The 26,413-nt window shown below is 59.1% G+C and carries 27 protein-coding genes and 1 pseudogene; 8 read left to right on the top strand and 20 right to left on the bottom strand.

Features of this window, described 5'->3' with window-relative positions; translation table 11 throughout:
• Positions 1-5: 5 nt before the first annotated feature.
• The 11 genes and pseudogenes from RBB29_RS21155 to RBB29_RS21105 all read right to left on the bottom strand — a co-directional run bounded on the left by RBB29_RS21155 (position 6) and on the right by RBB29_RS21105 (position 12,397).
• Positions 6-815, bottom strand: a complete 810-nt coding sequence (locus RBB29_RS21155; protein WP_306116814.1) for an ABC transporter permease — start codon at positions 813-815, stop codon at positions 6-8.
• On the bottom strand, positions 815-1,744 hold the full coding sequence (locus tag RBB29_RS21150; protein WP_306116815.1) for an ABC transporter permease: 930 nt from the start codon (positions 1,742-1,744) through the stop codon (positions 815-817). Before RBB29_RS21150 ends, RBB29_RS21155 begins: the two co-directional genes overlap by 1 nt.
• Positions 1,744-2,832 carry an ABC transporter ATP-binding protein gene (locus RBB29_RS21145; protein ID WP_306116816.1) on the bottom strand — a complete coding sequence of 363 codons (1,089 nt, stop codon included), beginning with the start codon at positions 2,830-2,832 and terminating at the stop codon, positions 1,744-1,746. Before RBB29_RS21145 ends, RBB29_RS21150 begins: the two co-directional genes overlap by 1 nt.
• Before the next feature lie 498 nt (positions 2,833-3,330).
• Positions 3,331-4,716, bottom strand: a pseudogene (locus RBB29_RS21140) (APC family permease).
• Positions 4,717-4,976: 260 nt separating this feature from the next.
• Positions 4,977-5,138, bottom strand: a complete 162-nt coding sequence (locus RBB29_RS21135; protein WP_306121219.1) for a hypothetical protein — start codon at positions 5,136-5,138, stop codon at positions 4,977-4,979.
• Positions 5,139-5,254: 116 nt separating this feature from the next.
• A complete protein-coding gene (locus tag RBB29_RS21130) occupies positions 5,255-7,324 on the bottom strand; it encodes an FAD-dependent oxidoreductase (protein ID WP_306116818.1) in 2,070 nt (689 codons plus the stop codon).
• Positions 7,325-7,433: 109 nt separating this feature from the next.
• Positions 7,434-8,369 carry a LysR substrate-binding domain-containing protein gene (locus RBB29_RS21125; protein WP_306116819.1) on the bottom strand — a complete coding sequence of 312 codons (936 nt, stop codon included), beginning with the start codon at positions 8,367-8,369 and terminating at the stop codon, positions 7,434-7,436.
• Between the two features lie 26 nt (positions 8,370-8,395).
• On the bottom strand, positions 8,396-9,889 hold the full coding sequence (locus tag RBB29_RS21120; protein WP_306116820.1) for an aldehyde dehydrogenase: 1,494 nt from the start codon (positions 9,887-9,889) through the stop codon (positions 8,396-8,398).
• Between the two features lie 16 nt (positions 9,890-9,905).
• Positions 9,906-10,580 carry a DUF1028 domain-containing protein gene (locus RBB29_RS21115; protein WP_306116821.1) on the bottom strand — a complete coding sequence of 225 codons (675 nt, stop codon included), beginning with the start codon at positions 10,578-10,580 and terminating at the stop codon, positions 9,906-9,908.
• Between the two features lie 75 nt (positions 10,581-10,655).
• The gene (locus RBB29_RS21110; protein WP_306116822.1) at positions 10,656-11,072 is read right to left on the bottom strand and encodes a RidA family protein; all 417 of its coding nucleotides are present in this window, start codon (positions 11,070-11,072) and stop codon (positions 10,656-10,658) included.
• A 47-nt stretch (positions 11,073-11,119) separates the two neighbouring features.
• The gene (locus RBB29_RS21105; RefSeq protein WP_306116823.1) at positions 11,120-12,397 is read right to left on the bottom strand and encodes an NAD(P)/FAD-dependent oxidoreductase; all 1,278 of its coding nucleotides are present in this window, start codon (positions 12,395-12,397) and stop codon (positions 11,120-11,122) included.
• Between the two features lie 771 nt (positions 12,398-13,168).
• Here RBB29_RS21105 and RBB29_RS21100 point away from each other — a divergent pair.
• Both RBB29_RS21100 and RBB29_RS21095 read left to right on the top strand, forming a co-directional pair.
• On the top strand, positions 13,169-15,244 hold the full coding sequence (locus RBB29_RS21100; RefSeq protein WP_306116824.1) for a bifunctional sulfate adenylyltransferase/adenylylsulfate kinase: 2,076 nt from the start codon (positions 13,169-13,171) through the stop codon (positions 15,242-15,244).
• Positions 15,245-15,361: 117 nt separating this feature from the next.
• Complete coding sequence (locus RBB29_RS21095; RefSeq protein ID WP_306121218.1) at positions 15,362-16,057, top strand: hypothetical protein; 696 nt, start codon at positions 15,362-15,364, stop codon at positions 16,055-16,057.
• Positions 16,058-16,069: 12 nt separating this feature from the next.
• On the opposite strand, the gene RBB29_RS21090 is transcribed toward RBB29_RS21095, so the two are convergent.
• The 4 genes from RBB29_RS21090 to RBB29_RS21075 all read right to left on the bottom strand — a co-directional run bounded on the left by RBB29_RS21090 (position 16,070) and on the right by RBB29_RS21075 (position 19,035).
• The gene (locus RBB29_RS21090; RefSeq protein WP_306116826.1) at positions 16,070-17,008 is read right to left on the bottom strand and encodes a lysophospholipid acyltransferase family protein; all 939 of its coding nucleotides are present in this window, start codon (positions 17,006-17,008) and stop codon (positions 16,070-16,072) included.
• 119 nt (positions 17,009-17,127) lie between these two features.
• On the bottom strand, positions 17,128-18,276 hold the full coding sequence (locus RBB29_RS21085) for a DUF2235 domain-containing protein (protein WP_306116827.1): 1,149 nt from the start codon (positions 18,274-18,276) through the stop codon (positions 17,128-17,130).
• 113 nt (positions 18,277-18,389) lie between these two features.
• Entirely contained in the window at positions 18,390-18,617 is a 228-nt protein-coding gene (locus tag RBB29_RS21080; protein WP_306116828.1) for a DUF1150 family protein, read from the bottom strand.
• Positions 18,618-18,621: 4 nt separating this feature from the next.
• Complete coding sequence (locus RBB29_RS21075) at positions 18,622-19,035, bottom strand: Hsp20 family protein (RefSeq protein ID WP_306116829.1); 414 nt, start codon at positions 19,033-19,035, stop codon at positions 18,622-18,624.
• Positions 19,036-19,194: 159 nt separating this feature from the next.
• Between RBB29_RS21075 and RBB29_RS21070 the strand changes: the two genes are divergently transcribed.
• Positions 19,195-19,419 carry a YdcH family protein gene (locus RBB29_RS21070; protein ID WP_306116830.1) on the top strand — a complete coding sequence of 75 codons (225 nt, stop codon included), beginning with the start codon at positions 19,195-19,197 and terminating at the stop codon, positions 19,417-19,419.
• A 6-nt stretch (positions 19,420-19,425) separates the two neighbouring features.
• Here the strand turns inward: RBB29_RS21070 and RBB29_RS21065 are convergent, their stop codons facing one another.
• Positions 19,426-20,229, bottom strand: coding sequence for a bifunctional 2-polyprenyl-6-hydroxyphenol methylase/3-demethylubiquinol 3-O-methyltransferase UbiG (locus RBB29_RS21065; RefSeq protein ID WP_306116831.1), 804 nt, complete (start codon positions 20,227-20,229; stop codon positions 19,426-19,428).
• A gap of 147 nt (positions 20,230-20,376) precedes the next feature.
• Here RBB29_RS21065 and purE point away from each other — a divergent pair, with 147 nt between their 5' ends.
• Complete coding sequence (purE, locus tag RBB29_RS21060; RefSeq protein ID WP_306116832.1) at positions 20,377-20,865, top strand: 5-(carboxyamino)imidazole ribonucleotide mutase; 489 nt, start codon at positions 20,377-20,379, stop codon at positions 20,863-20,865.
• Complete coding sequence (locus RBB29_RS21055) at positions 20,858-21,931, top strand: 5-(carboxyamino)imidazole ribonucleotide synthase (protein ID WP_306116833.1); 1,074 nt, start codon at positions 20,858-20,860, stop codon at positions 21,929-21,931. The genes purE and RBB29_RS21055 overlap by 8 nt, the downstream gene beginning before the upstream one ends.
• Positions 21,932-22,032: 101 nt before the next feature.
• Here RBB29_RS21055 and RBB29_RS21050 read toward each other — a convergent pair whose 3' ends face one another.
• On the bottom strand, positions 22,033-23,181 hold the full coding sequence (locus tag RBB29_RS21050) for an alpha-D-ribose 1-methylphosphonate 5-triphosphate diphosphatase (RefSeq protein WP_306116834.1): 1,149 nt from the start codon (positions 23,179-23,181) through the stop codon (positions 22,033-22,035).
• Positions 23,178-23,900, bottom strand: coding sequence for an alpha/beta fold hydrolase (locus RBB29_RS21045; RefSeq protein ID WP_306116835.1), 723 nt, complete (start codon positions 23,898-23,900; stop codon positions 23,178-23,180). Before RBB29_RS21045 ends, RBB29_RS21050 begins: the two co-directional genes overlap by 4 nt.
• 65 nt (positions 23,901-23,965) lie before the next feature.
• Here RBB29_RS21045 and RBB29_RS21040 point away from each other — a divergent pair, with 65 nt between their 5' ends.
• On the top strand, positions 23,966-24,403 hold the full coding sequence (locus RBB29_RS21040) for an NUDIX hydrolase (protein WP_306116836.1): 438 nt from the start codon (positions 23,966-23,968) through the stop codon (positions 24,401-24,403).
• An 8-nt stretch (positions 24,404-24,411) separates the two neighbouring features.
• Positions 24,412-24,903 (top strand): GreA/GreB family elongation factor, encoded by a 492-nt coding sequence (locus tag RBB29_RS21035; protein WP_306116837.1) that lies wholly within the window; start codon positions 24,412-24,414, stop codon positions 24,901-24,903.
• 9 nt (positions 24,904-24,912) lie between these two features.
• Here the strand turns inward: RBB29_RS21035 and RBB29_RS21030 are convergent, their stop codons facing one another.
• The gene (locus RBB29_RS21030) at positions 24,913-25,374 is read right to left on the bottom strand and encodes a MarR family winged helix-turn-helix transcriptional regulator (RefSeq protein WP_306116838.1); all 462 of its coding nucleotides are present in this window, start codon (positions 25,372-25,374) and stop codon (positions 24,913-24,915) included.
• A 132-nt stretch (positions 25,375-25,506) separates the two neighbouring features.
• Here RBB29_RS21030 and RBB29_RS21025 point away from each other — a divergent pair, with 132 nt between their 5' ends.
• Positions 25,507-25,731 carry a hexameric tyrosine-coordinated heme protein gene (locus tag RBB29_RS21025; RefSeq protein WP_306116839.1) on the top strand — a complete coding sequence of 75 codons (225 nt, stop codon included), beginning with the start codon at positions 25,507-25,509 and terminating at the stop codon, positions 25,729-25,731.
• A gap of 12 nt (positions 25,732-25,743) precedes the next feature.
• Here the strand turns inward: RBB29_RS21025 and RBB29_RS21020 are convergent.
• Positions 25,744-26,413 (bottom strand): DMT family transporter (locus RBB29_RS21020; RefSeq protein ID WP_306121217.1); only part of this gene is annotated, 670 nt, incomplete at its 5' end.

Here is a 26,413-nt window from a genome sequence, read left to right as displayed (position 1 = left end):
GGTAGTTACTTGGTGTTGTCAGATTTGCTGACGAAATAGCTGATCGTGACCATGACAATCGACACCGCCAGCAGCATTGTGGAAATGGCCATGATGTTGGGTTTGATGCCCTGTTTGACCGATCCGAAGATCGCCGTTGGAAGGGTTTCGACGCCTGCGCCTTTCACGAAATTCGTGATGATGAAATCGTCGAGCGAGATGATGAAGGCCAGGATGAAACCTGAGATAATGCCGGGTAGCATCAATGGCAGCAGGATCTTGGTAAAGGCCTGTCGTTTGCTCGCGTAGAGATCCATCGCGGCCTGTTCATAGCTGTCTTCGATCCCCTGCATCCGCGCTGAAATCGGCATGTAGGCGAACGGAATGCAGAAAGCGATATGAGCCACGAGGATGGTCAGATAGCCGCGGGTGAAACCGATGGAGTTGAAAAAGATCAGCGTGGCCACCGCTGTCACGATCTCGGGCACCATCAGGGGCAGGCTGATCAGACCGAACGAGACTGTCCGCAACCGGAACCTTCCGCCCCGGATCATTGCCGTGGCTGCCAGCGTGGCGATCGTCGTCGACACCGTGGCCGCGACGATGGCGATGGTGAAACTGTTCCAGGCTGCGATCTTGAACTTGTCGGATTCCGGCCCGGTGAAAACATCGACGTACCAGCGGAAACTCACGCCTTCCCAGTTCGTGATCGAGTTGCTGTCATTCAGCGAGTAGACCGTCACGACCAGGAGCGGCGCATAGAGGATCACCAGACATAGCGCAGTGATTGGAAGGAACCCGGGGAAACTCTTGATATCGTATTTTCGACTTGCCATCAGCCTGCCCCCTTCTCGGCCTTGGCCTGCTGACGCGCAAAGATCAGCAGGATGATCAGCACCATCGTCAGCAGGATCATTGAGGCCGCCGCGCCAAAGGGCCAGTTGCCCGCATTGCCTTTGAACTGCTCCTCGATCAACGAACCGATCATGAAATTCTTGGCGCCGCCCAACAAATCAGGTGCCAGAAAAGACCCCAACGAGGGAACGAACACGAGGATGCAGCCCGCGATGACGCCGGGTTTGACCGCTGGCAACAGAACCCGCCGCAGGGTGACCCACTTGCTGGCGTAGAGATCGGCGGCGGCCTCGGACAGGCTGAAATTGTACCGCTCCACGCTGGCATAGATCGGCAACACCATGAACGGCAGGTAGGAATAGAACAGCCCTAACTGCACGGCGAAGTTCGTGTTGACGATGTGGATTGGGCTGTCGATCAGCCCGGTCGAAATCAGGAAGTCATTCAACGGCCCCTGATCGCGCAACATGAATTTCATGCTGACCGTCCGGATCAGCAGGTTCACCCAATAGGGAATTGTTATGAGAAAGACCCAGATAGGACGCACCTTTTCCGGCCGGGTGGCGATGAAATATGCGGTTGGAAACCCGATCACGAGGCTCAGCAGTGTCGCCGCCCCGGCCTGCCAGATCGAACGCCAGAAGATGTTGATAAAAGTCCACTCTATGGCGCAGGGCTCATCACCAAACAGGCCGCGGTTACAGAAGAACTGGTCATAAGCGGCAAAGCTGAACTCCCAGATCACGCCGCCGCGAAACTCCTTTGTCAAAAAGGAATAGACCAGCATCATCAGGACGGGCGCCAGAATGAAAATGCCCAACACCGCCCAGGCCGGTAACAAGAGCCACGTCCGGGCTTCGGCATACGTATCAGACTGCGCGCTGCCGCCGCTTGCTGCCCCGGCTGCCATCAGTCGACCAGGAGGCGCGCGGCCTCCGACTCCATGTTGACATAGGCCTGCGCGCCGGGATCAAAAATCCGCTTGTTGCCCCGATCAGAATTGGACGTACGCACAATCATTTGCGGCCCATCTGACAGATCGACAATTGTCTGGATATCGGTACCGACAAAGATGTTGTCCCGAACGGTTCCTTTCAGGCTCTCGGTCTCGGTTGGCTCGTCCGACAGGAACAGGCGCTCAGGTCGCACCGACATATGCACCTTGGAGCCGACGCCGACCCCCTGAACCTCGTTGCACGTCAACTCATGCCCACCCCCAAGATGGCACACGGCACGGCCATTTGTGATCTGATCGACGGATACCTCCAAAAGGTTGGTTTCGCCGATAAAGTCCGCCACGAACATATTATGCGGGCGCTCATAGATTTCCTTCGCCTCGCCCAGTTGCTGCATCTCGCCTGCAGACATCACCGCGATCCGATCGGACATGGTCAGGGCTTCTTCCTGGTCATGGGTCACGAAGATGAAGGTGATGCCGGTTTCGCGCTGCAATTCCTTCAACTCGAACCGCATCGCCTGGCGCAGCTTCAGGTCCAGCGCCGAAAGAGGTTCATCCAAAAGAAGAACCTTGGGTTGTGGCGCAAGCGCCCGGGCGAGCGCGACGCGCTGCTGCTGACCACCAGAGAGTTGCGATGGTTTCCGCGCGGCAAATTGCGAAAGCTGCACAAGTTCGAGCATTTCTCCGGCTCGGGTACGGGCCTCGGATTTTGATTTTCCGCGCATTTCCAATCCAAACGCGACATTTTCGGTGATGGTCATGTGCGGGAAGAGAGCGTAGTTCTGGAAAACCGTATTGACCGGTCGCTTGTTGGGCGGAAGGTTTTCGATTTCTTCGCCAAAGAGGAAAATCGCGCCTTCGGTGACGTCTTCGAACCCGGCAATCATTCGCAGTAGCGTGGTTTTACCACAGCCGGACGGGCCGAGCAGCGTGAAGAACTCATTGTCGAAAATCGATAATGATATTTGCTGAAGCGCGGTGAAGTCACCGTATCGCTTGACAGCGTCCACGACATCAATGGCATTTGATTTTTCTGGCATTCCCTGTTCCCCGGCATTTCGCATCGCTGCCGATGAGCATAGGTTTTTGCTAATCCCGCCTTAAGAACTGTATTCCTCAGCGATTGTTAGCCTATGCCTAAGCTGGTATTGTTATTGAAATACAAATACTTAATCCTGATTTCGCAATATGCGTGATACGGCGAGAATTGGAGTGCGCGAAACACGCTAAACCGAGTTTGGGCACGGGGTTTCATCGGATGTGCGATTGACCCAGGTTCGGCAAAGTCTAGTCCAGAGTGAGCAGTTCGAGACCCGGAAATCCCTGTCATTTTGCGCAAGCCAAGCCCAAGAATGAAGGACCAGTGACGGCGATCACTGCCGCAATGCCAACCACTTGCGCAATCTTCATCGAAGAACACCGAGCGTCCTCCGTTGACCAAATCACTCTGCCGCTTTGCATCTGCGGTCTCCTCTTTGTCATGTCGAAACAATGCGGGCCACGCGATGGCGGCCCGCACCGGGAGGATCAAAGAGGCGCTAGTCCTCTTCGACGAGGTTCTCGATAGGTTCCGGTGTGAAGAGCCCTTTCTTCATGACGAACATCACCCAGTAGGCTGCGAACAATGCGCCGGCTACCAAGACCCCACCGGCGATACCGAACACCTTGCCGGTCAGTTCTGGTGCGGGTGAGGCATGCCAGATTGCATAGAGCATTCCGGCGATACCTACGATTTGAGGCAGCGGATAGAGCGGCGTCTTGAAGGGGCGATCACGATCCGGATAGCGCATGCGCAGAACAATCACATCAACATGAGCAATGATGTAGGCGATCAGCCAGGCAATAGCGGCGCCGATCAGCAGTAGAATGATTGCATCAGCATCGACACCGTAAATCAGGATCGGTGCGCCTGTGGCTACGGCAACAAACGTAATCGCCACCCAGGGTGTTTGATACTTGCCATGCAGTTTTCCGAATGCCGCAAAGGTCTGCCCGTTCTTGGCCATCCCGTAGAGCATGCGCGGAACCGCCGCGAGAGACGTGTTAACCGTCGAGCATGTGGCCGTGAACGCCGCGATGGTCAGGAAGATCAGCCCGGTTTCACCAAAGACAGCCCCCACTTATTCGTAATGCGGCAAGGCCGACCCCGCCAACGTCTCCGCGGGCACATAAAGCAGAGCGCCGAGGCAGTACACCACATACATGGCCAAGATCATGGTCGCGCCAATGATCATTGAACGTGGTATGTTGCGCTCCGGGTTCTTGGTTTCGGCCACGAGCGGGCAGACGAATTCCAGGCCGACAAAACCCCAGATCGCAATCGCCAGGAGACCAAGAACACTGCCGTCGGCGAAAACAACCTCAAGCATCATCTGCTCTTCGGGGCGCGGCAGGGCAATACCGTAAATCGCCGAGAGGCCCATGAGCGAAATCGCCGATACCATGATGAAGGATAGCGCCGACTGCATTGTCGCGAAGATATCGACGCCGCGGATGTTGAGAAGCGTGAAGGCTGCAAGCAACACAAAAGCCAGCACCATCGGTGGCAGCTTGATACCCAACACTTCGAGAAGCATGAGTTCAATCAGTACCAGTTCGGCGGACAAGGCAAACATCGCAACAACCAAGTAACCCGCGAAAACCGCAACAATGGCGGGAAAATTGCCGATGGCCGCTTCGGTGTATGTGCTGAGCGTCCCCGGGCTTTTGAAGAGCAGAGAAAGCTCTGCGAATGAAAAGACGTAGAAGAGCGCAAGCAGGTACGCCAATCCCATTGTCGTGAAAAAGCCAAAGCCACCAAGGCCAGTGCCTTGGAGCATGATGACCATGACGCCCTGCGACACCACGAGGCCCACACCCACAGCCAGAAGCTGAGGAAAGCCAAGCGTTCGCTTCAACGCCACTTTTGTTGTATCAGAAGCCATTCCCTGTCCTTTGTTTGTTTGTCAGTGACAAGCACTGTCAAAGGAAACAGGTCCGCCGGAAATTACGATGTTCCGTGCCAAGGATTAGGCTAAGATTATCGCGCCCTGGAAGCGCCTTTGGCTTCAAAATTTAACTTTTCAAAACAGATATATAAGGTACGTTCTCACCTCTGGTTCGCCCGTGGATAATCCGCAAAATTCATGTTGGGCGGACCCAACTCTGCGTGCGCAGCCGGCCAATAGCCATTTTTGAGCGAAGTTTAGAATCGCTCGGCGGCCAGCTTGAACGGATCACGGGTCCAATGCTGACCTTCTACCGGCACAACATCCGTATGGCCCGACAAGAGAATACCATCGCCTGCGGGTCCAATCTCGGCATAGTGTCCGGATTTGGTCCCTGCCTGATTGGGGACCGGACGCATACGAACCACATGCGCCCAGATAGTCCTGAACATAGTCGATCAACCCGTGGTTTGATCGGGCACTGACCCTGTCGAACCCGACCAGCCGGTCAAGAATGTCCAGCCTTTCCGCCATTCTAGTCGACCGCCAGCTCGGTAATCTCCCGACGGAATGGCAGTGCATCACCGTAATCAGGCTCGTCCAGTTCACGCGCGTAGCGGTGACCAGCGTAAGTTGCCCATGCAATCGGCCCCGGTGCGTTTGCATCCCCAATGATCCTGATCGACTTGATGCCCGCGTCAGCCCACTCGGCCTCACGCGCCTTCAGATCGTTGAAGAGACCGTTATTCTCCTTGCGGGCCGCGACCATGACCACTGCGTCCGCGTCGTACTTTTGGGTACGGTCGGTATAGACGCAGTTGCTGATCACGTGATCGGCGTGGATTTCGGTGATCCCGCGGTTGAGCACGATCTCGACCCCGGCTTCGACCAGGCGCGGATGGATCGCGATCTGTTCCAGCGTGTTGTTGGTCCAGTCGCTGACGTAGGCCGAAGGTGTGATCAGCGTGACATCCGCCCCGTGCTTGGCCAACAGCTCGGCCAGTACGCCGCCCATGTAATAGTGGTCATCGTCAAACACGATAACCTTGCCCGACGGTATCGTGCCGTCCATCAGGTCGTCGGGTGTGAATATCTTGGCGCCCTCCGCGATGGGCATCGGCACCACGTGTTGACGGGCAACACCGTCACGACGCCATTTTGCGCCGGTCGCAATACACACATTTTCGAAGCCAAATTCAAGAATGCTCTCGGCATCCAACTCACTGTCGAAATATGTCTCGACATTGGGTTTCTGGCTGATCTGGTATTCTCGATATTCCAGCACACGGCCCCAGGCACTGAGGCCTGGCAGCTTGCGCTCACGCGCCACGCGGCCGCCCAATTCGGTCCCGGCCTCGGCGATCGCCACGTCATAGCCCCGCTCTGACAACGCACGCGCCGCCTCCAGGCCGGCAGGACCCGAGCCAACCACAAGCACGTTATCGCTGTCGCCCTTGGTGTTCATCTTTTCCGGGTGCCAGCCCTTGCGCCATTCCTCCATGAAGGTGGGGTTCTGGGTGCAGCGGCTGATCGACATGGTCATGTCGCCGGTGATGCAGATGTTGCAGCCAATACATTCGCGGATATCGTCGATGCGGCCTTCCTCGATCTTCTTGGGCAAGAACGGATCGGCGATTGACGGCCGTGCACAGCCGATAAAGTCGAGAACGCCAGACTTGATCTGTTTGACCATCGTATCGGCAGAGGTGAAGCGGCCCACACCCACAATGGGTTTGTCGGTCAATTCGTGAATGCCGCGGACCAATTCCTGCTGCGCCGCTTCCTCCTTGAACCGTGACGGACCGGAACAGTCTTCCCAGGTGCCCTGCGCCAGATCCCAAAGATCAGGCAGGTCCTTGTTCATCTCGACATAGTCACGCACCTCGGCGTTCGAAAACCCGAGCTCACCGATGGTTTCATCCAGCGACACCCGCAACGTGATGGCCATGGTGTCACCTATGGCGTCTCGCATGTCGGCAATCACCTCCCGGCTGAACCGCGATCGGTTCTCCAGGCTGCCGCCATATTCATCGCCACGCTGGTTGGTCGCACGGCTCAGGAAGTGCTGGAAGATGCCAAAGCCATGGGCGCCATAAAGACAGATCAGGTCGAAGCCCGCCTCCTTGGATCGTTTTGCTGCATTCACGAACCAGCGGCGCAGGTCCTTGATATCCTGCTTGTCCAGCGCCCGAGCCTGCACCGGGTCATTGGTAAAGGTGCGAATGGGCAGAGCCGTCGGCGCCAGCGGGACCTCTTTGGTGTAGAGGTTCGGCCCGTTGATACCGGAGTAGGCCAGCTGAATGCCCGCCAGAGCGCCGTGAGTTTTCATCTGCTCGGACATCTTGCGCAGTTGCGGGATGTCTTTGTCTTCCCAAAGCCGCAGTTCGATGAACGGTGTGATTTCCGACGTGTGGTGCATCTCACACTGCTCGGTGAAAATGACACCCCATCCACCTTCGGCCTTGATGCCGCGCATGGCAGCCGCTGCCGACGGATCGCGATAACCGCCGCCATTACAGTGGGGAACCTGGTAGAAACGGTTCTTGGCACTAAGTGGTCCGATCTTCATCGGTTCAAAAAGAATGTCATAACGGGGATCGCGCAATTTACCCTCCCATAGAAGCTGTTTTTGCCAAGATACCGGCGGCAGAGAACTGCGAAAGACAAGTCTCCAAAAGCCGGGGTTAGGAAGGGACTAAGCCGCGCCTCGCCTGTTAGGGCTTAGGTGCGTTATGATTGCCAAAAAAGGCACCAATGTCATGTTGATGGCGACAATGGCTGACAAAGGCCCTTACCACATTCGCGCTGTCGGCATCTGTGGCCGTCAACAGCCCCATCCGCATGGGTCTGACATCGCCCCGGAGGGTCAGGAACTTCAACGGCTTGCCGTCAGGTGACATGTCGTTCAAGGGGCGAATATTGGCGATGGAGTAACCGAAACCGTTCGCGACAAGGCTGCGCATAACGGCCATGTCCTTGGTACGTTCGGCAATGATCGGTTTGATTTCGGACTCTGCGAAGAACGAGAGGAAATACTCTGAACTAAACGGCAAATCCAAGAGAACCATGGGCAGGTTGCTCAGATCCTCCACGTCGACCTCTTCACGATCTGCCAATGGATGAGACTCGCCAACAATAACGAATGGCGGCAACTCAAGCAGGGATTCAAAGACCAGATCGGCAGGCAGGTCGAGATTGTAAGTCAGTGCCACATCAATCTCTGCCCGCCTGAGAGCACTGAATATTTCGGCCTGGTTCAACTCGAACTGCTGGACACGAACATCGCTGAATTCACTCTCGAAACTGCGCCGGAGCGACGGCAGGATCACTTGGGCGAACGTGACAAGGCATCCAACTGACAGAGGCCCGCGAACGGTGCCTGAGATATCGCCGGCCAGATCGACGATATACTCTGCTTCACTCAGCACCAGTTTGGCCTGATCCAGCATTCGCCGCCCGGCAAGCGTCAGTGACAGGCCCTGCGCGTGCTGCCTTACGAACAGCGACAAACCAAGCTCCTTTTCCAGTTGGTTGATGGCGGCCGAGATGGACGGAGACGAGACATTTACCTTCTCGGAAGCCAGCGCAATGCTGCCCGCCTCACCGACGGCAACAAAGTACTCGAGCTGTCTGAGCGTGTATCTGAGCAACGCGCGCCTCCGTAGAATGGCTTGGGTTAAGCTTTGTACTTAACCCAAGTGGTTTTCAACGCTGTATATTTCTCCAGCGAATGCAACGAGAGGTCACGGCCAAAACCCGATTGTTTCATGCCACCAAATGGGGTCTGTGCAGACAGCGCATCGACCGTGTTGATCGAAACCGTACCGACATTCAACGCATCGGACACTCGGAACGCCCGGCTGAGATCATCCGTCCAGACCGAAGCGGCCAGACCGTAGATCGAGTCATTGGCCATGCGCACGGCGTCTTCTTCGGTGTCAAACGGGATGACGGTCAGCACAGGTCCGAAGATTTCGTCGCGCGCGAGCGGATCGTCATGACCAACGTCGTCAAAGATGGTTGGCTGTATGAAATTGCCTTTTCCGTTGACGGTCACCTGCTCACCTCCGGTAATGAGGTTAAGGCGTTTTTTGCCGTCTTCGACAAACCGCATGATGCCCTCGGTCTGTTTGGCATCCACGATTGCCCCCATCTTGGAGGCCGGATCCAATGGATCGCCCGGTTGAGTGGCGGCGGCCCGTTCGATCATTTTCGCAACGAATTCATCCTTGATCGAGCGTTCCACGTATAGCCGTGAGTTTGCGCTGCAGACCTCGCCCTGGTTAAAGAAGATACCAAAGGCGGCCATATCCGCGGCCGCGTCCAGATCGTTGCAATCGGCAAAGACCAGGTTCGGGCTTTTGCCGCCGGTTTCCGGCCAGACCTGTTTGAGGTTCGACTGCCCTGAATACTCCATGAACTTCTTGCCGATCGTGGTTGAACCGGTGAAGGCCAGGCAATCGACATCCATATGCAGGCCAAGGGCCTGACCCGCCGTTGCCCCAAATCCCGGCACGACATTGAAAACGCCATCGGGGACACCCGCCTCAGCGGCAAGCTCGGCCAGGCGGAGCGCCGAGAGGGGCGACTGTTCGGCTGGCTTCAGAACAACCGAATTCCCCGCAGCCAGGGCAGCGGCCCCTTTCCAGGTCGCCATGTCCAACGGAAAGTTCCAGGGTGTCACCGCGCCGACAACACCAAGCGGAACACGTGCAACCAATGCCAGATCGCCGGGACCTGTCGGCGCGACCTCGTCATAGATCTTGTCGATCGCTTCGGCGTACCACTGGAAAAAATGCGCCGACCCCGGCGCGTCAACCGTAACCGCATCTGTGACGAGCTTCCCCATATCCAGACTGTCGAGCAGCGCCATTTCCTCAAGATTGGCGCGGATCAGATCAGCCAGTTTCAACAGGATGGCTTTTCGGTCACCAGGCGCCATGCGTGACCAGCGCCCATCCTCGAACGCGGCACGACCAGCAGCCACGGCGCGATTGACATCTTCGACGTCACATTCGGCAACGGTCGTCAGAACCTCATCGGTTGCCGAGTTGATGCAATCGAATGTCTTGCCAGAGACGGCATCGACAAAATTGCCATCTATGAAGGCCTGTCCACGGAATGAAAGCGCCGCCGCTCGGGTTTTCCAATCCTGATAGCTAAGATCCATTTTGTATCTCCCTGAGTTAGTCGTCGCCGGGCACGCCGTATGACGGTGCGGCGCTCGGGTCCAATGCGCGTTGGACGTAGGCGTCCAACTGAGGTTTGTAGACGTCCCAGGCCGTGGCAATGTTTTCGATCGGGCATTCCTCGGTCCAGTCGCAGCGCAGATCGGCCACAGGCCAGCTCACTTTGTCGACAATCATCAACCCCGCCGAATGTACCGGGCCCGCTTCGCCACCGGCGGCAAGACCGGCGCGCATCGCAGCGATAAGACGGTCCCCGATATGCCCGGGGGAGGCGAGGTACCCGTCAACAATGGCCTGCGGCACACCGTCATTGGCTAAAAGGTTACCGCCCGAGGCGACGTCTGGCCCTTGGGCTTGCGTCCAGATGCCAAGCGAGTTTGGCCCGGAATGAATCGCCGTGGTGCCGGTGCTGTCCACGGCCAGAACCTGCCGGTATTCGATGAACTTGCCGCGCTCCCGAACAGTGTCTATGGCCTCGGCGGCTGTCAGGCCGCTCTGCATCAGATCCAGCGCCATTGGACCCAGGCTGGGGTCAGTCACATTCTGCGACGCCACAGCCCCCACGCCAGCCCGCGCATAGGAACACCGTGCCGCAACCGCCGGCGAGGAAGAGGAGATTGCAACACCGAACATCCCCGTTTCAGCGCACCGCGCCACGAGCGAAAAAGTCATCTTTCACAGCCCTCCAGACTTGTTGGCAATTTGCCTTGCCACGCGCCGTTTCTTCCGCACGTCAAGAGTTACAGATCAGTCGGGAATAACGGCGGTACCATCAATTTCAACCAGCCAATCCGGGCGCGCCAACGCCTGAACCACGAGGCCGGTCGAGCAAGGGTAGACGCCCTTAATATACTCACCCATCGTGCGATACACCGCCTCCCTGTGGCGCACATCGGTAATGTAGACCACGACCTTGACAAGGTGCTCCATGCCACCACCGGCTTCTTCGATCAATTGCTTGATATTCTGCATCACCTTGTGGGTCTGCTCGACCGGATCGTGGCTGTCGATGTTGACCGCATCATCCAGGTTTTGCGGGCACTGCCCCCGCAGATAAACGGTTTTTCCACCCTGCGTGACCACCGCCTGGCAAAGGTCATTGTCCAGGTTTTGCTCGGGATAGGTCTCTTTGGTATTAAACTTACGAATGCGCGCATGAGCCATCGTGTGATCTTTCCTGTTCGCTATGCCGCAGTTTGCGGCTGATCAAATTATTCTGCGGCGTCGACCTTTTGTTCTTCGGGGCCGCGGTAACTTGAATAAGAACGCTGAATTGCAATCTGATCGGCGATGTACTTGGCGTCATGCCAGACGCCCCAAATGAAGGTTGAGCCACGGCGGGATTGCCAAGGTAAGCCCAGGAAATAGACGCCTGGTTCCTTTGACACGCCCCGCTGGTGGATCGGGGCGCCGCGGTCGTCAAACGCATCCACCTTCATCCAGCTGAAATCCTGACGGAAACCGGTGGCCCAGATGATCGAGGTGACACCTTCTTTCGCCAGATCAAGCTGACGAACTGGGTTGGTCAGACAATCAGGGTCCGGCAAGAAGTGACGGGCTTCAGGTTCTTCAGGGAGCACCAGCCCCATACGTTCGGCATAGGCGTCTGCAGCGTCCAGCATGGACAGGTAACTCGCATCACCATTGGCGATGTTTGTCTGCAAATCATCCGCGAAGCTCAACACTCCGTCGTCATAGGACTGCGTCAGACCAACCAGCGTGACGCCATCTCCGGCCAGCCGACGGAAATCCATCGTGCGCCCGCCATAGGCCCCGCTCACGGAAATGGTCACATGTTCGGTACCTGGCTCCTGTGCGGCCACATCCCAAAGGCCAAGCACGCCCAGCCACCAGACGAAATCCCTGTTGCGATAGGCGCGTGGTGGGCGCTCATGCGGACCAACCGACAAGTAAACGCGGCGGCCTGAGCGCCGCAATTCTTCCGCGATTTGCGCGCCGGAAGATCCTGCACCAACAACCAACACTGCCCCTTCGGGCAACTGGTCAGGATTGCGATAGTTGAACGAGTGAATCTGGGTCAGACCAGCTACCTCAGGCACTACTGGTGGTATAGACGGGATCTGAAAAGCGCCGGTCGCCGCCACGACACGCCTCGCTCGAATGTTTCCCGCACTGGTTGCGACGGTAAAATCGCCGGTTCCTTCGTCACGGGTTGCTTCGAGCACTTCGACGCCGGCCCTAATCGGAGCATCAAACTTTTTTGCATAGTCGCAAAGATATTGGGCAACACGTTCTTTGGGCGCAAATTCCTCGGGGTCGCAGTCATCAAACTCGAGATTTGGAAACCGGTCGTGCCAGGCCGGGCCATTTGCGACCAGCGAATCCCACCGCCCCGAACGCCAGGCTTCAGCGATGCGGTCTTTCTCCAGAACGATATGCGGAACACCTTGTTTCGTGAGGTGCTCACTCAGGGCAATGCCCGCTTGGCCACCGCCAACAACCACTGTGTCCGTCTCCTCAATCGACATTTGCATATCCTTCAATGTTACGACCAACTGCGCTTGTGTGTTTTGTGATGAGCATAATTTGCAACCTCGGTCGCCTAAAACATGATCTCTCTAAGCATTGCTTGGCATTGGCCTAATCGGGCATTTCCGGGGATGTGGAACTTGCTGGCCAGGCCCGGTCTCAGTGGAGATACTTTACCGATAACGATCAACAAGAAGTGCCAGCGCAAGGTACGTCACCATCCTGATGCAGGCGAGAAACGCGCAGGACACGAAACCAATTCTACGCAACGTTTTTTTTCGACTACGTCGCCCACCGATCTAGCAAATAGCGGCAAAGGGCTAGTCTGGACTCGGTACTCCGCGGGAATGTCCGATGACCGGTTGGATGGGCAAATTGAGCGGTGTCGACATTGGCATCCGCCGACGCAAAGGCACTTCGCATACGCCGAATTCTGGTGTGTCCAGCAGCTCGGTTGCCAAGTTTGACCACGGCGAACGCGCGGGTTGAAAGCTGGGTAACTTGATACAATTGAGTGACTGCAAAAGGCAAATCCGCTGCGCAGCCTAGTTCCCCGTGCCGTACGTGCGCGCGTTTTCTGCGGCAGTAACGCAGACGTCAGTCAGGTCAATTCCTCCGCCCGCACCTTATTCCAAGAGACACTAACATCATCGCAGCGTGACCCACTGGCCACAGTTCTGAAACACTCTGTTGCCCTTCAAATTTGGGCTTTCGGAAATCCCGGCGATGTGACATGTGTTCACGCGTGAACATACTTTGAGTCGCGTATAATGAATTCGATTGACCCCAAAGCCAACCTGCCGGAGAGCGATCATCTCTTCCGCCTTCTGCGCCAGCTCGATCTGGCGCCGGATGCGTCGCAGCGGGCGACGGCGGCGGCGCTTGGGGTATCTCTCGGTGGCCTGAACGCGCAACTTCGCGCGGCGGCCGACGCGGGGTTCATCAAGATCAGCGAGCGTAAGGGCGACGACCGCCGCCAACGCTTTGCCTATGCCCTGACGCCAAAGGGCGCCGCGGAAAAAGTACGTCTCACCGATCAATTCCTTGCGCGCAAACTTGCAGAATATGACGCGCTTCATGCCGAACTGACCGGCACCGCCAGTAACCTTGTCCCCCTCAAACACAGGACCAGTCTCTTGCAGAACAATCTTACCCCCATCCCCGAGCTTTATGTTTCCTACGAAAGCGCCCAGAAACTGAAGGTCGAAGCGGCCGACCTGGTAAGCTGGGATCTGACCCCGCGGCAGATCTGTGACCTCGAACTGCTGATGAATGGCGGCTTCAACCCGCTCAAGGGCTTCCTCAGCGAAGAGGATTACAACGGCGTTGTCGACAACATGCGCCTCGCTGACGGCACGCTCTGGCCGATGCCGATCACCCTCGATGTCTCGGAAAAATTCGCCGAAGGTCTGGAAGAGGGTCAAGACATCGCCCTGCGCGATCAGGAAGGCGTGATCCTTGCCACGATGACCGTGACCGACAACTGGACCCCTAACAAGGCGCATGAAGCCGAGAAGGTCTTTGGTGCTGATGACGATGCCCACCCGGCGGTCAACTACCTGCACAACACCGCGGGCAATGTCTATCTCGGCGGGCCGGTCACCGGCATCCAGCAGCCCGTGCACTACGATTTCCGCGGCCGCCGCGACACGCCGAACGAGCTGCGCGCCTATTTCCGCAAACTGGGCTGGCGCAAGGTCGTGGCCTTCCAGACCCGCAACCCGCTGCACCGCGCGCATCAGGAACTGACCTTCCGCGCCGCCAAGGAAGCGCAGGCCAACCTGTTGATCCATCCGGTCGTGGGTATGACCAAACCGGGCGACGTCGATCACTTCACCCGCGTGCGCTGCTACGAGGCGGTGCTCGACAAGTACCCCGGCTCGACCACCACGATGAGCCTTCTGAACCTGGCGATGCGCATGGCAGGTCCACGCGAGGCGGTCTGGCACGGGCTGATCCGCGCCAACCATGGTTGCACCCATTTCATCGTCGGTCGCGACCACGCCGGCCCCGGCAAGAACTCCGCCGGTGAGGACTTCTATGGCCCCTACGACGCGCAGGACCTCTATCGCGAGAACCAGTCCGAGATCGGTTGCGAAATGGTCGATTTCAAACACATGGTCTATGTGCAGGAACGCGCCCAGTACGAGCCGAATGACGAGATCGCCGACAAGGACAATGTCACGATCCTCAACATCTCGGGCACCGAGCTGCGCCGCCGTCTGGCCGAGGGTCTTGAGATCCCCGAATGGTTCAGCTTCCCCGAAGTGGTCAAGGAGTTGCGCCGCACCCGTCCGCCGCGGTCCAAGCAAGGCTTTACCGTCTTCTTCACCGGCTTCTCAGGCTCGGGGAAATCGACGATCGCCAACGCCCTGATGGTCAAGCTGATGGAAATGGGCGGCCGTCCGGTCACGCTGCTTGATGGCGACATCGTGCGGAAGAACCTCAGCTCCGAGCTTGGCTTCTCCAAGGAGCACCGCGACCTCAACATCCGTCGCATTGGCTATGTCGCCAGCGAGATCACCAAGAACGGCGGCATCGCCATCTGCGCGCCCATCGCCCCCTATGCCACCACCCGCCGGGCGGTACGCGAGGATATCGAAGCCTTTGGTGCCTTCGTCGAGGTGCACGTGGCCACGTCGATCGAGGAATGTGAACGCCGCGACCGCAAGGGCCTCTACAAGCTGGCGCGCGAAGGAAAGATCAAGGAATTCACAGGGATTTCAGACCCTTATGACGTGCCGGAAAGCCCCGAACTCAGCGTCGAGACCGAGAATGTCGATGTCGATAACTGCGCCCATCAGGTCATCCTGAAACTGGAGCAGATGGGGCTGATCGCAGGTTAGTCCCCGGCGCTTTAACCAACTGCAGGCGGGCCGTCCTTTTCAGGGCGGCCCGTTTTTGTGAGCAGGGTCCACTCAGGAAACATCCCGATCCGGCGCTGGATGCTGTATGGACAAGGGATGTACGCCATCTCGCTCACCTCCATTCCACCGCGTTTCCCCCGGCTTGGTCCGGTGTTGCACAGCCTTCTGGCCCAGGATCCGGCGCCCGCGGAAATCATCCTGTGTCTGCCCCGTGCCTATCGGAGGTTTCCCGGCAAGGTCGAGGCCCCTGCGTTACCGGATGGTGTCCGCCTGCTCTGGTCCGACGTCGATCATGGCCCGGCGACAAAGATCCTTCCGGCGGCACATGCCTTGTCGGACACGGACAGCCCGCTGATCTACTGCGATGATGACTGGCTGATGCCGCCCGGTTGGGCCGCTGCACTGCTCCGCTCAAGGGAAAGAGGTGTTGCCGTGGCAGCATCAGGGTTCACCGTGGACCGGCTGGGCCGACGTTCCCATGCCAGAACGGGTGAGGTCGATATTGCGCAGGGTTTTTCGGGCGTCTTGGTTGATCCCGACTGGCTGGCAGCGCCCGACCTGACCCCGCCCGAGACCGCGTGGCCCGTCGATGATATCTGGCTTTCGGGCCACCTGGCACGGCGCGGGATAGCGATCAAACTGGCTGATGCCGCGCGGGACGGCATGCGGCTCGCGTTCGATGATGCGCATGAGCTGCAACACGCGGTGATTTCCGGCCGAACTCGGGATCAGGCCAATCGCGCCTGCGCGGAGCTTTTGCATCGAGAATATGGCATCTGGCCACCGCTCTGACCGGCGAAAGCCTCAGCCCTTCTGACGCTCGCTCAACTGCTGCGCGCCACGGTCGGCCAAAGGACCGGTGCCATCCTTCCAGCGGCGGTGGATCCAGAACCACTGCTCCATGCGCTCACGCACCTGCGCTTCAAGCCGGTCGTTGACCTCTTGCGTCATGGTCACGGCATCCGTGGGCGCCACCGGCTCTTCCACCAGAATATCAAAATCCAGACCGTTCTCCGCCCGTATCCCCCAGGTCGGCACCAGCGGCGCGTCAAATTTCAACGCAAGCTCGGCGGTCGCCAAGGGCGACATGGCGGGCTTGCCAAAGAACTTCAGCGGCACGCCGTCATGAGCATTAAGGTCGGTCAGGATGGCCAAAACCCCACCAGAGCGGAGATGTTTGACCATCTGCATCATGCCGCGTCGACCCTGTTCGAACATCGGCTGCGATAGCGCCCCCATGGCCGCCGTGTAGCGTTTGTTGAACCACGCGTTGTGCATGGAGCGGTAGAACACGCCCATCTCGAACCCCTGCTCGATCATGGCGACACGGGCGGCATTGAAACTGCCGAAATGGCCGGTCACGAAGATGATCGGACGGCCATCGGCCTGCGCCTTCTTGATCGTGTCCATGCCGGGGCCGAAAACCCGCGAATGCCGGGTCCGTTCGGAAAACTCACGGTGCGAAAAAAGCTCGATCATGTTGCGCCCGGCATTGTCCGGAACCGCGCGCATCAGGCGACGCACCTCGGCCTCGGGCAGGTCGGGCAGCACATGGGCCAGGTTTTCGCGCACCCGCTTGTCATAACCCGCAATTGGCGCAACGAGCCGCGATGTGAGCCACCCGACGAGCGGGATACGGAGCCGGTAGGGAAAGACCCGTGCCAACGCAATCGGCGCATACATCGCAAGTCCGATCAGCGTGTCGGTCGCGCGACTGGCAAAGGGGGTGGGTTTCTCGCTCATCAACTGGCCACTATGAGGGGGTTTGTGGCGGCAGACATACGCCGCCGGCCGTTCAATCACAAGGTATATCCAAAGATCGGACCGGCGCGCGCGTCTTTGCACCGGATAACTGCCGCGCCTCAGTCCCGTGGTGGCAGGTTTTCGGGCCGGTAATCCGCCCGGGCCACGAAACGTTCGGTCACACTGGGGTGGATCTCGGTCTGCGGATCGACAAAGCGCGGCTCGGACCGGGGCAGATAGGCACCGAGGAACGCTTTCCGCGCTGGCCACTCGATCCGCCGCGCGCGTTTCGGCAGAAACTCGAGGATGCGCCATGCCCAACTCATGGAATCGTGCAAATCCGCCGTCGGGTCCGGCGCGCTATAGGCAAAGCTGCTGTCATCGGGGTTCTTGCCCAGGACCAGAAGATCCGGCAGCTCGGGCCGAAACCTCAAGCCTTGTTCGGCGGCTTCGTCCATCATCCATTGCAGCACGATCTTGGCCGCGCCGCTTTCAGCCTCGGGATACCCGCCGCCAATGTCGGAATGCACGCCCGAGAACCAGACCTGCTTGATGTCCTGCGCGGTGATCTCGGCCTCTTTGGCGAAGGGGTTGGGCTTGTATTCCTGCGGTTCCTTCCACGGGACCAGCCGGAACATGCGCCGCCGCTCGTCAATGGCCATGGCATGGCGAAAACACTGCACCGATGGGTTCGTCATCGTGTAGGGCAGCGTTTCGAGCGAGGGGATGTAAAACCGGTCCCGGCGCGGGATGATAACCGACCCGACCGTGTCCCAACACCCCATGAACCGGATCGGCGCATAGGTCGTCTGCAACACCCGGTGAAAGCGCCAGGCGATCTTGAAATCGTCCTTCTCGCTGGCCTGCTTATATGCCGTGAGCGCATAGCCGCAGAGGTTGTCCTGTTCCTTGGGCAGGATGCCGACAAGGTTCATGAAACCGGCCAGCACGCGGATGGTATAAGCCCCCCGGCTGAACCCCAGCAGGTAGATCTTGTCGCCCTCGGCGTAGTTGTTGACGATGAACCGGTAGGCTTCGAGAATGTTGTGATCGAGGCCATACCCGGTCAGCAGGCCAAACACGCCCTTGGCCTTGGTCTTGAAGACCGACCAGGCGCCGCTGTCGCTGATCGTGCCGACACCGGGGTCGTAATAGACAACCTGTTTTTCGTCCTTTGCCAAGATACGAAAGAACTTGAGGACGTTGGATTGATGCTCTTTGATCTCGTTGCCCGTACCGTCGCAACAGATCACAATTGATTTTGACACTCTTTGCGATCCTCTCAGACCTGAATGCCAAACATGCTAGCGTCGAAGTTAATGCAATACAAACGGGGCGGCCCAGCGCCCCTCCTCAGGGACAGGGAAAACGTGGCCCGTCCTTAGTGAACGGCGACCGGTTCCATGTCGTTCTGCCGTGCCAGTACAAAGGCAAGCGACCTGTCGCGGACCAGCGCAAGGCGCTCCCCTTCGGCGGAATGAACCGCGTAAAGGATCTCATGCCCCATCGCCTGCTCGCGCATCTCTTCGGGAAGGTCCGCGACATTCACCGCGCGGACATAGACAATCGGCTGGCTCGCCTCGGCGCCAAAATCGTATTTCGCATCCATACTCTTACCCCTTCTTGATCTTTATCGTTTGCACCACCGTCTCGGGCTGCGCGCGGGTCAAATCCACGTGCAACAGCCCATTTTCGATGATGGCATCACCCACCTCGACGCCATCGGCCAGGACAAAGGACCGCTGAAACTGGCGGGCGGCAATCCCGCGATGCAAAAACACGCGGTTTTCACCATCGTCGTTCTGACGTCCCCGGATCACCAATTGTCTGTCTTCGACAGTGATCGACAGGTCATCTTCGCCAAAACCGGCCACGGCCAGCGTAATCCGATAAGAGTTCTGCGAAGTTTGCTCGATATTGAAGGGCGGATACCCTTCGTTGCCGGATTTTGCGCTGCGTTCCAGCAAGCGTTCAAGCTGTTCAAACCCCAGCATGTAAGGGTGCGACCCCAGGCTTAGTTTTGTCATCGACACGTCCTTGGCGTTAAGCGACAGTCCATCAACACGGCCCCTTTTTGGCAACCGGTTATGGTAAATATGGGGATTAAGCATGTGCGGCGCAAGGGCTTTGCGAAAGCGTGGTTAAAGTCTATATTGGTTCCGAAGGTGCCAAGGAAACGTCCCCAGATGAACGCCTATCGCGATTTATCCATGAAATCCGAAGAGGTTCTGCGCGTGGAACTCGAAGAGTTTCGCCGCCAGCATCGTGACCTGGATGAGGCGATCTGCGCGCTTGAAGAAAAGGGCGCGCGCGATCCGCTGACGATCAAACGGCTCAAGCAGCAGAAACTGCGCCTCAAGGACATCATCGCCGCAATCGAAGACCGGCTCATTCCGGATATCATCGCCTGAGGCAGATCACCCCGGCTTGCGCGCCACGAGGGTGAAACACATCGGTATCTGCGCCTCACGCCCTTCGTAAATGTCATACTCGACCTCACGGTTTGAATGTGAGTGCTCGCGCAGTTGCTCAACAATCAGCCCCGCCTGCACGCAAGCCGTGACAATCTCGCCCAGCCCATGCGTGAACCAGTAGGAGGTCGGCCCCGGCTCACCGGGCGATCCGTCATAGGTGATCGTCTCGGACCAGCTTTCGGGCGTCTTGTCGAAATAGGACCGTGACGGGGTGAACGGGTCTTCGGCCTCCGGGTCGAACATTTCCATGACGGGATGGGTTTCATAGATCACCAGAATGCCATCCGGACCAAGAAGCCCTGCGACCACGTCGAAGAAACGCCCGATATCCGGCATCCAGTTCAGAACGCCAATGGTTATCAGCCCAAGATCGAAATCGGCCGGAACATCGCCGGGCAACTCGTAGATGTCGGCACGCAAGAACCGGCAATCGGACCCGGCGATCTGCGCAAGCCGCCGCGCCTGGTCGAGGAACTTCTCGGAGATATCGATCCCAAGGGCGGGCACCGCACCAAGCGATGGCAATGACAGCAATTCGCGCCCGTTATTGCAGCCGATCTGCACCGCGCGGCGCCCTTTGATACCGAGGCCCTGCAACGTCTGCGTCATGGTCTGATCGAAATCGGAGAACCCACCCGATTTGAGCGCCTCAACCATCTCCTGCCACTCTTCCTTGCCCTCGAACGCCGCCGCAGAGGCATCCCACACATCGCGATTCGATCCGGTATAATCTGATAGTTTCTTCATTTTCTCCCCCGGGGTGGGTGCCGCATGATCGTGACGCATCCTACGCCGGTTTTCCCCGAAATGGCCACCGCAAGCGGCGACAATCTTAGCAGTAGAACTCTTTGAAAGGATCGCTATAGTGCGCGCTTCATTGCTAAAGGGCGGGATATGACAGAGCTACAGGTTGGGATCATCATGGGCAGTCAGTCGGACTGGAGCACCATGCGCGCAGCCGCGGAAATCCTGGATGAATTGGGTGTGGCCTATGAGACCAAGATCGTTTCGGCGCACCGGACCCCGGACCGGCTCTGGGACTATGGCAAAACCGCTGCGGATCGCGGCCTCAAGGCAATCATTGCCGGCGCTGGCGGGGCGGCGCATTTGCCGGGCATGATGGCATCGAAGACCCGTGTCCCGGTGATCGGCGTGCCGGTCCAGACCAAGGCGCTTTCCGGCGTCGACAGCCTTTACTCCATTCTCCAGATGCCCAAGGGCTTTCCGGTCGCCACAATGGCCATCGGTGCGGCCGGTGCGGCCAATGCCGGGCTGATGGCCGCCGCAATTCTGGCCACGTCGGACGCAGCCCTGGCCGAACGGCTCGACGATTGGCGCACCGCCCTTTCCGCCTCCATTCCCGACGAGCCGCAAGATGACTGATCCGCTGACAACCGGTGCCACAATCGGCATCCTGGGCGGGGGCCAGCTGGGCCGCATGCTCTCGGTCGCCGCATCCCGCCTCGGCTTCAAAACCTGCATCTTCGAGCCCGGTGGCGATTGCCCCGCAAGCCATGTGGCGAACTACCATTTCCAGGCTGGTTACGAAGATGAAGACGCTCTGCGCAAATTCGCAAGCAGCGTCGACGTCATCACCTACGAGTTCGAAAACATCCCGACCTCCGCGCTCGACCTGCTCGAAGAGCTCAAACCGGTACGCCCCGACCGCATGGCCCTGCGCGTAAGTCAGGACCGCCTTGTGGAAAAGGCGTTTCTGAACGATCTCGGACTAAAGACCGCGCCTTTTGCCGCGATCGACGACGCCACCGACCTTGCCGAAGCCATGGACGAAATCGGCCTGCCCGCGATCCTCAAGACCCGCCGTTTCGGGTATGACGGCAAGGGTCAGGCCCGGATCATGACCGAAGCGGATGCCGACAAGGCGCTTGCGGATATGGCCGGTGCGCCCGCGATCCTCGAAGGCTTCGTGAATTTCACCCACGAGGTTTCGGTCATCGGCGCGCGCAATCCGGCGGGCGATGTGTCCTGCTTCGACCCCGGTGAAAACGTCCACGAAGGCGGCATCCTGCGCACCACGACCCTGCCTGCACGGCTCAGCGGCGCGCAACGGACCGATGCGGTGCTGCTGACCGGCAAGATCCTCAACAAGCTTGACTATATCGGCGTGATGGGGGTGGAACTTTTCGTGACGCCCCAGGGCCTGATCGTCAACGAAATCGCCCCGCGCGTGCACAATTCCGGCCACTGGACACAACAGGGCTGCTCCGTCGATCAGTTCGAGCAGCATATCCGCGCCGTCGCGGGTTGGCCCCTCGGCGATGGCAGCCGGTACAGCGACGTGGTCATGGAAAACCTGATCGGCGACGACATCGACCGCATCCCTGAAATCTCCAGGGATCCGACCGCCTCTCTGCACCTCTACGGCAAGACTGACGCCAAACCGGGACGCAAAATGGGTCACGTGAACCGGATCGTCTCCAAAACCTGAAACACCGACACCCCGTTCAGATCAGAGCGCCAAATGCTGAGGCGCCCGCCGGAAGGCGGGGCCGAGGTGAACCGGTGCGCGCGGCAGCGCGCTCAATTTGGTTATCTGATAAACCGGGCGGCAACCTCGCCGGACATGTAACTGACCCGTCCGCCCGCGAAGGTCGCCGCAACCCGGCGTGTGGCCGCATCCAGCACCACGAGATCGGCGCGCTTGTCTTTGGAAATCTCGCCACGATCCGGCAAGCCAAGCAGTTTCGCGGGGCCGCTCGAAATCAACGCCCACGCCCCGGCTAGGTCCGTCACGCCCCCATCCGCCAGAAGGAACGCCGCCCGCCGCAGGGACGGATAGTGGTAATCCGACGCCAGCGCATCCACCAACCCCATCATGACCATCTCGACCGCGCTGACATTGCCGTTATGCGACCCGCCCCGGACGACGTTGGGCGCGCCCATAATGATCGCATCGCCCCCTGCCCGCGCCTCTTCGGCGGCCTCCATGGTTTCGGGAAACTCGGTAATGCCCGCGCCCCGCGCGCGCCATGCGTGGCGCTCGTCTGCCGTCCGGTCATCATGGCTGCCCATCAACACATTTTGCGCGGCAAGGACGGCGGCAAGCCGGTCCACCGCCGGGCCAACCTCCGCCCGTCGGGCATGCATCGCCTGCATCATCGCCAAGTGCTTTTCCGGGTTGCGCCCGATCCTGAGCGCCTGCCCGGTCAGGCGCGGGGGCCGCTTGCCCTTCTCCAGCGCGTCATGCGGCAGATGATCGTTGAACACGACATAACCGATCTGCCGGTCGGCAATCACCTTCTCGACCGCCGCATAATCGTCCAGCATCGGTATCTCGAACCGCAACTGCACCCGCAGGTCGGTCTCTACCGCGCCCTTTATCTTCGCCAGGCCGTCAAAAACGCGATCCGCGAATTCCGGACCGCGCATGCCACCCTCCCAGCTATAGAACTGCGCCAGCGTGGCCGTTGTGATCCCATTGGCCGCCAGTTCGGCCTCCGCCGCGATCAGCCCCTGATCCAGATCCTTCATCGCGCCGCGCCGCGGAGCCAGATGCCGCTCGAACCCGTCGCCATGGGCATCGACGATACCGGGCAACACCATGAAACCGCTCAAATCGACCTCACGCGCGGGGGCGTCCGCGACAATCATGCCACCTGCCGACGTCACCGGCGCGTCACGCAGACCACACGGCATCAGCACCTGCGCGCCCACCAGTCGCACTTCAACTGCGTTCATTCACTGCCACCCCAGAACAATTCCCCGATGCCCATATCATGGTCAAACGCGCCGTCACGCAGAAAAGCCGAAATCTGCGCCAGCACCATCGGATTGTTCATCATGAACGTGTGGGTCACAGGCAATTCGATGTGGTCCGCCATGCCCTCGACGCGGGTTGAGGCGACGGACACCTTGCCGTCATCCGGCCCCTCGATCAGGGTCGAGAAATAGGGGTTGAGCGACCGTGTTCCTGCGATCACGCCCAGTTCGAAATCCACCGGCGGCAACCGTTCCGGCAATCCGCCCGGGCCGGTTTCCAGCTGCGTGAAGGCCGGACCGTTGATCCACTCCACCAGGTCCAATGCGCCCAGTTCATCCACCACCTCGGAGCCATGGTTGGGCGGGGCCAGCATCACCACGCGACCGAGCTTTTCGGGCCGGTTATCCCTCAGCCACGCCCGGAGCAGGATGCCGCCCATGGAATGGGTGACGAAGTGCACCGTCGTATCGCCGCAGGTCCGCACGGCAAAGGGCAGCGTTTCGTCCGCCAGCTTCGTGATCCGTTTTTCCGTGGACGGATAGCTCGGTGCGAAAGTGTCGTATCCTTCGGCCTCAAGCACTTCCTGCAGGACCAGAAACGACGTCTCGGTCCTTGCCAATCCATGCAAAAGTACAACGCAATCGGCACGCGCCGCCATCGGCAGCATCAAAAAAAGGGCAACGACAAATCGTTTCATACCCTTGAGATACGCGCTATTTGCCCATTAAAAAAGGGTTTGTCACGTAACGGAACACCCCGGCCATGCCCATACGCCTTGCCACACGCGCGATCATTGTCAGGGAAAACCGCCTGCTTCTGGTCAACGCATACCCCAACGGCACAAGCGATCTGTGGTGCGCGCCGGGCGGCGGGGCCGAGATGGGCGCATCCCTGCCGGATAACCTGGTCCGCGAAGTGCATGAGGAAACCGGCCTGACCATCTCGGTCGGCGCGCCCTGCCTCATCAACGAATTTCATGACCCCGAAACGGGATTTCATCAGGTCGATATCTTCTTTCGCTGCACGATTACCGATGGGACGATCGACCAGCAATGGCAAGACCCCGAAGCGATCGTCACCGACCGCCGTTTCTTCACCCGCGCGGAGATGGCAGGACTGCGCTTCAAGCCCGACAGCCTCGCGGAAATCGCCTTTTCCGACGGGTTGCGCTATGATCCGTTGGAACGGCTGATCCGGTAGGAGGCGACATGAACAAGGCGTTCACCAAGGAAGACGACGGCAGTACGCCGCAGCGCCTGCCGGATCTACCGGTGTCGGATCACCCGAACCTGGTGACCGCCCGGGGCTTCGCTCAATTGCAGGAACGCCAGGCTGCCCTTGAGGCCGAGGTGGCGCGCCTGCGCGATCATCGCGACCATCTCGACGATCTGCATCCGCTGGCGGTGGCCGAGCGCGATCTGCGCTATGTCGAAGCGCGCCTGGCCAGCGCGCAGTTGATCCACCCACCCGACACGGTCACCCATGTGAGTTTTGGCGCCACCGTGACAGTCGAGGACGAAGAGGGGCGGACATCGCAATACACCATCGTCGGCGAGGACGAGGCCGACCCGGCGCGGGGCCTGATCGCCGCCTATTCCCCTCTGGCCCGCGCCCTCATGGAAGCGCAGATCGGCGACATCGTGGAATGGCCAAAACCGACGGGCGATGTGGAGCTTGAAATCCGCGATATTCGCTTCTGACGCCACCTGTCAGGTGGTGGTGTTCGCGGTCACGGCATCCCTCAGTTCGGAAAGCTCGGCCACCAACCGCTCCAGCGCAGCCATGTCCTTGCCCGTCGCGCCAATGATGCAGCGCGTGATATCGGGGGCTCTTGCCCGCAACGCCGACCCAGCCTCGGTGAGTGAGACGAAAACCTGCCGCTCATCCGTTTCCCCCCGGCGACGCATGACCAAGCCAAGCCCCTCCAGCCGCTTCAACAGGGGCGTGACCGTGCTAGGATCAAGCCGCATGCGTTTGCAGATCGTCCCCACCGGCACAGTCCCTTCCCGCCACAGCACCATCAGCGCGATGTATTGCGGATAGGTCAGACCGAGATCCCGCAAGAGCGGTTGATAGGCCCGCCCAAGCGCATGGCTGGCGGAGTAGAGCGCAAAACAGATCATGTCCTCCGCGTTCTCGGGCAGATCGTGGTCATCGGGTGTGTCAGACATGTCGGGTACCGGCGATGTTGTGGCGTGTCGGGAAATACCTCGCGCACGATATATCAACTCTTGACCAAAGTGCAATTCGCTCGTATTTGTATCGCTCAACAATATATCGTACACGATTTAATGGAGGAAGCAATGAGCTGGCTACCCACACTGATCACCGACACGCCCGAAGAGGGATACGCCGTAGCGATCAAACTCTCGCGCATGGCGGTCAAGATGACCCAGCCGGATGACGCCATCCGGGCCAAGCTGCGCCCGATCTACGGCGAGGATGCGACCAACCTGATCCAGTCTTCGCAGGTGGTGGCGACGAATTTCAACACCGTGGCGATGGCGAACAATTTCTGGCGTGACTGACGCGCTTGCGGCTCAGGGTTTTCGCGGTTTCAACACCGAGATCGCGACCCCTCCAAGAACCAGAACCGTGGCAATGGCAAACTGAAGGCTCAGTTCTTCGCTCAGCAACAACATACCGCCAATCGTCGCGATGATCGGAACGGTCAGTTGCGCCACGGCGGCCACTGAAGAGGCCAGCGACGGCAAAACGCTGTACCAAAGCGCATAGCCCATGCCCGAGGTCACAGCACCGCAGATGATCGACAGGATCACCCCCTGCCCGGTCAGAACCGTGGGTTCCATGGTTGGCAGCAAGAGGCCAATCGCGACCCCCAAAGGTGCCGCCAGGATGAAATTGGCCGCAGTGCCTTGCAGTGCGTCGCGACTAAGTTGCCCGGCGAGCGAATAAATCCCCCAGCCGACACCGGCAAGCGCCATGAGCAATCCGTGCACGAGGCTGATCGACGGGCCACCCCCGGGCCAGAGCAACCAGGCAAGCCCGGAAAACGCCACGCCCGCACCGATCCATCGTCGCGGCGGCATTGGCTCGGACTTGAGCAGGCCACCCGCGAACATGGTGATCTGCACCACACCAAAAAGGATCAGCGCGCCAAGCCCGGCATCCAATCCCCGATAAGCGGTGGAAAATCCGTAGAGATAAAGGAGAAGCGAGGCCACCCCCGCGAGGCGCCCAGCCCCCCCG

This window comes from Roseovarius sp. MMSF_3359, assembly GCF_030733385.1.
In the GTDB taxonomy this organism is placed as follows: domain Bacteria; phylum Pseudomonadota; class Alphaproteobacteria; order Rhodobacterales; family Rhodobacteraceae; genus Roseovarius.
This window is presented reverse-complemented; position numbering and strand designations above follow the sequence as displayed.

Coding starts and splice junctions, on each gene's coding strand:
- RBB29_RS21030 (WP_306116838.1), bottom strand. CDS start 25,374: ATGTCTGACACACCCGATGACCACGATCTGCCCGAGAACGCGGAGGAC.
- RBB29_RS21025 (WP_306116839.1), top strand. CDS start 25,507: ATGAGCTGGCTACCCACACTGATCACCGACACGCCCGAAGAGGGATAC.
- RBB29_RS21065 (WP_306116831.1), bottom strand. CDS start 20,229: ATGAAGAAACTATCAGATTATACCGGATCGAATCGCGATGTGTGGGAT.
- RBB29_RS21115 (WP_306116821.1), bottom strand. CDS start 10,580: ATGACTTTTTCGCTCGTGGCGCGGTGCGCTGAAACGGGGATGTTCGGT.
- RBB29_RS21150 (WP_306116815.1), bottom strand. CDS start 1,744: ATGGCAGCCGGGGCAGCAAGCGGCGGCAGCGCGCAGTCTGATACGTAT.
- RBB29_RS21040 (WP_306116836.1), top strand. CDS start 23,966: ATGCCCATACGCCTTGCCACACGCGCGATCATTGTCAGGGAAAACCGC.
- RBB29_RS21155 (WP_306116814.1), bottom strand. CDS start 815: ATGGCAAGTCGAAAATACGATATCAAGAGTTTCCCCGGGTTCCTTCCA.
- RBB29_RS21145 (WP_306116816.1), bottom strand. CDS start 2,832: ATGCCAGAAAAATCAAATGCCATTGATGTCGTGGACGCTGTCAAGCGA.
- RBB29_RS21090 (WP_306116826.1), bottom strand. CDS start 17,008: ATGAGCGAGAAACCCACCCCCTTTGCCAGTCGCGCGACCGACACGCTG.
- RBB29_RS21110 (WP_306116822.1), bottom strand. CDS start 11,072: ATGGCTCATGCGCGCATTCGTAAGTTTAATACCAAAGAGACCTATCCC.
- RBB29_RS21100 (WP_306116824.1), top strand. CDS start 13,169: ATGAATTCGATTGACCCCAAAGCCAACCTGCCGGAGAGCGATCATCTC.
- RBB29_RS21080 (WP_306116828.1), bottom strand. CDS start 18,617: ATGGATGCGAAATACGATTTTGGCGCCGAGGCGAGCCAGCCGATTGTC.
- RBB29_RS21055 (WP_306116833.1), top strand. CDS start 20,858: ATGACTGATCCGCTGACAACCGGTGCCACAATCGGCATCCTGGGCGGG.
- RBB29_RS21135 (WP_306121219.1), bottom strand. CDS start 5,138: ATGCGTCCGGTCCCCAATCAGGCAGGGACCAAATCCGGACACTATGCC.
- RBB29_RS21035 (WP_306116837.1), top strand. CDS start 24,412: ATGAACAAGGCGTTCACCAAGGAAGACGACGGCAGTACGCCGCAGCGC.
- RBB29_RS21105 (WP_306116823.1), bottom strand. CDS start 12,397: ATGTCGATTGAGGAGACGGACACAGTGGTTGTTGGCGGTGGCCAAGCG.
- RBB29_RS21045 (WP_306116835.1), bottom strand. CDS start 23,900: ATGAAACGATTTGTCGTTGCCCTTTTTTTGATGCTGCCGATGGCGGCG.
- RBB29_RS21070 (WP_306116830.1), top strand. CDS start 19,195: ATGAACGCCTATCGCGATTTATCCATGAAATCCGAAGAGGTTCTGCGC.
- RBB29_RS21050 (WP_306116834.1), bottom strand. CDS start 23,181: ATGAACGCAGTTGAAGTGCGACTGGTGGGCGCGCAGGTGCTGATGCCG.
- RBB29_RS21095 (WP_306121218.1), top strand. CDS start 15,362: ATGTACGCCATCTCGCTCACCTCCATTCCACCGCGTTTCCCCCGGCTT.
- RBB29_RS21075 (WP_306116829.1), bottom strand. CDS start 19,035: ATGACAAAACTAAGCCTGGGGTCGCACCCTTACATGCTGGGGTTTGAA.
- purE (WP_306116832.1), top strand. CDS start 20,377: ATGACAGAGCTACAGGTTGGGATCATCATGGGCAGTCAGTCGGACTGG.
- RBB29_RS21120 (WP_306116820.1), bottom strand. CDS start 9,889: ATGGATCTTAGCTATCAGGATTGGAAAACCCGAGCGGCGGCGCTTTCA.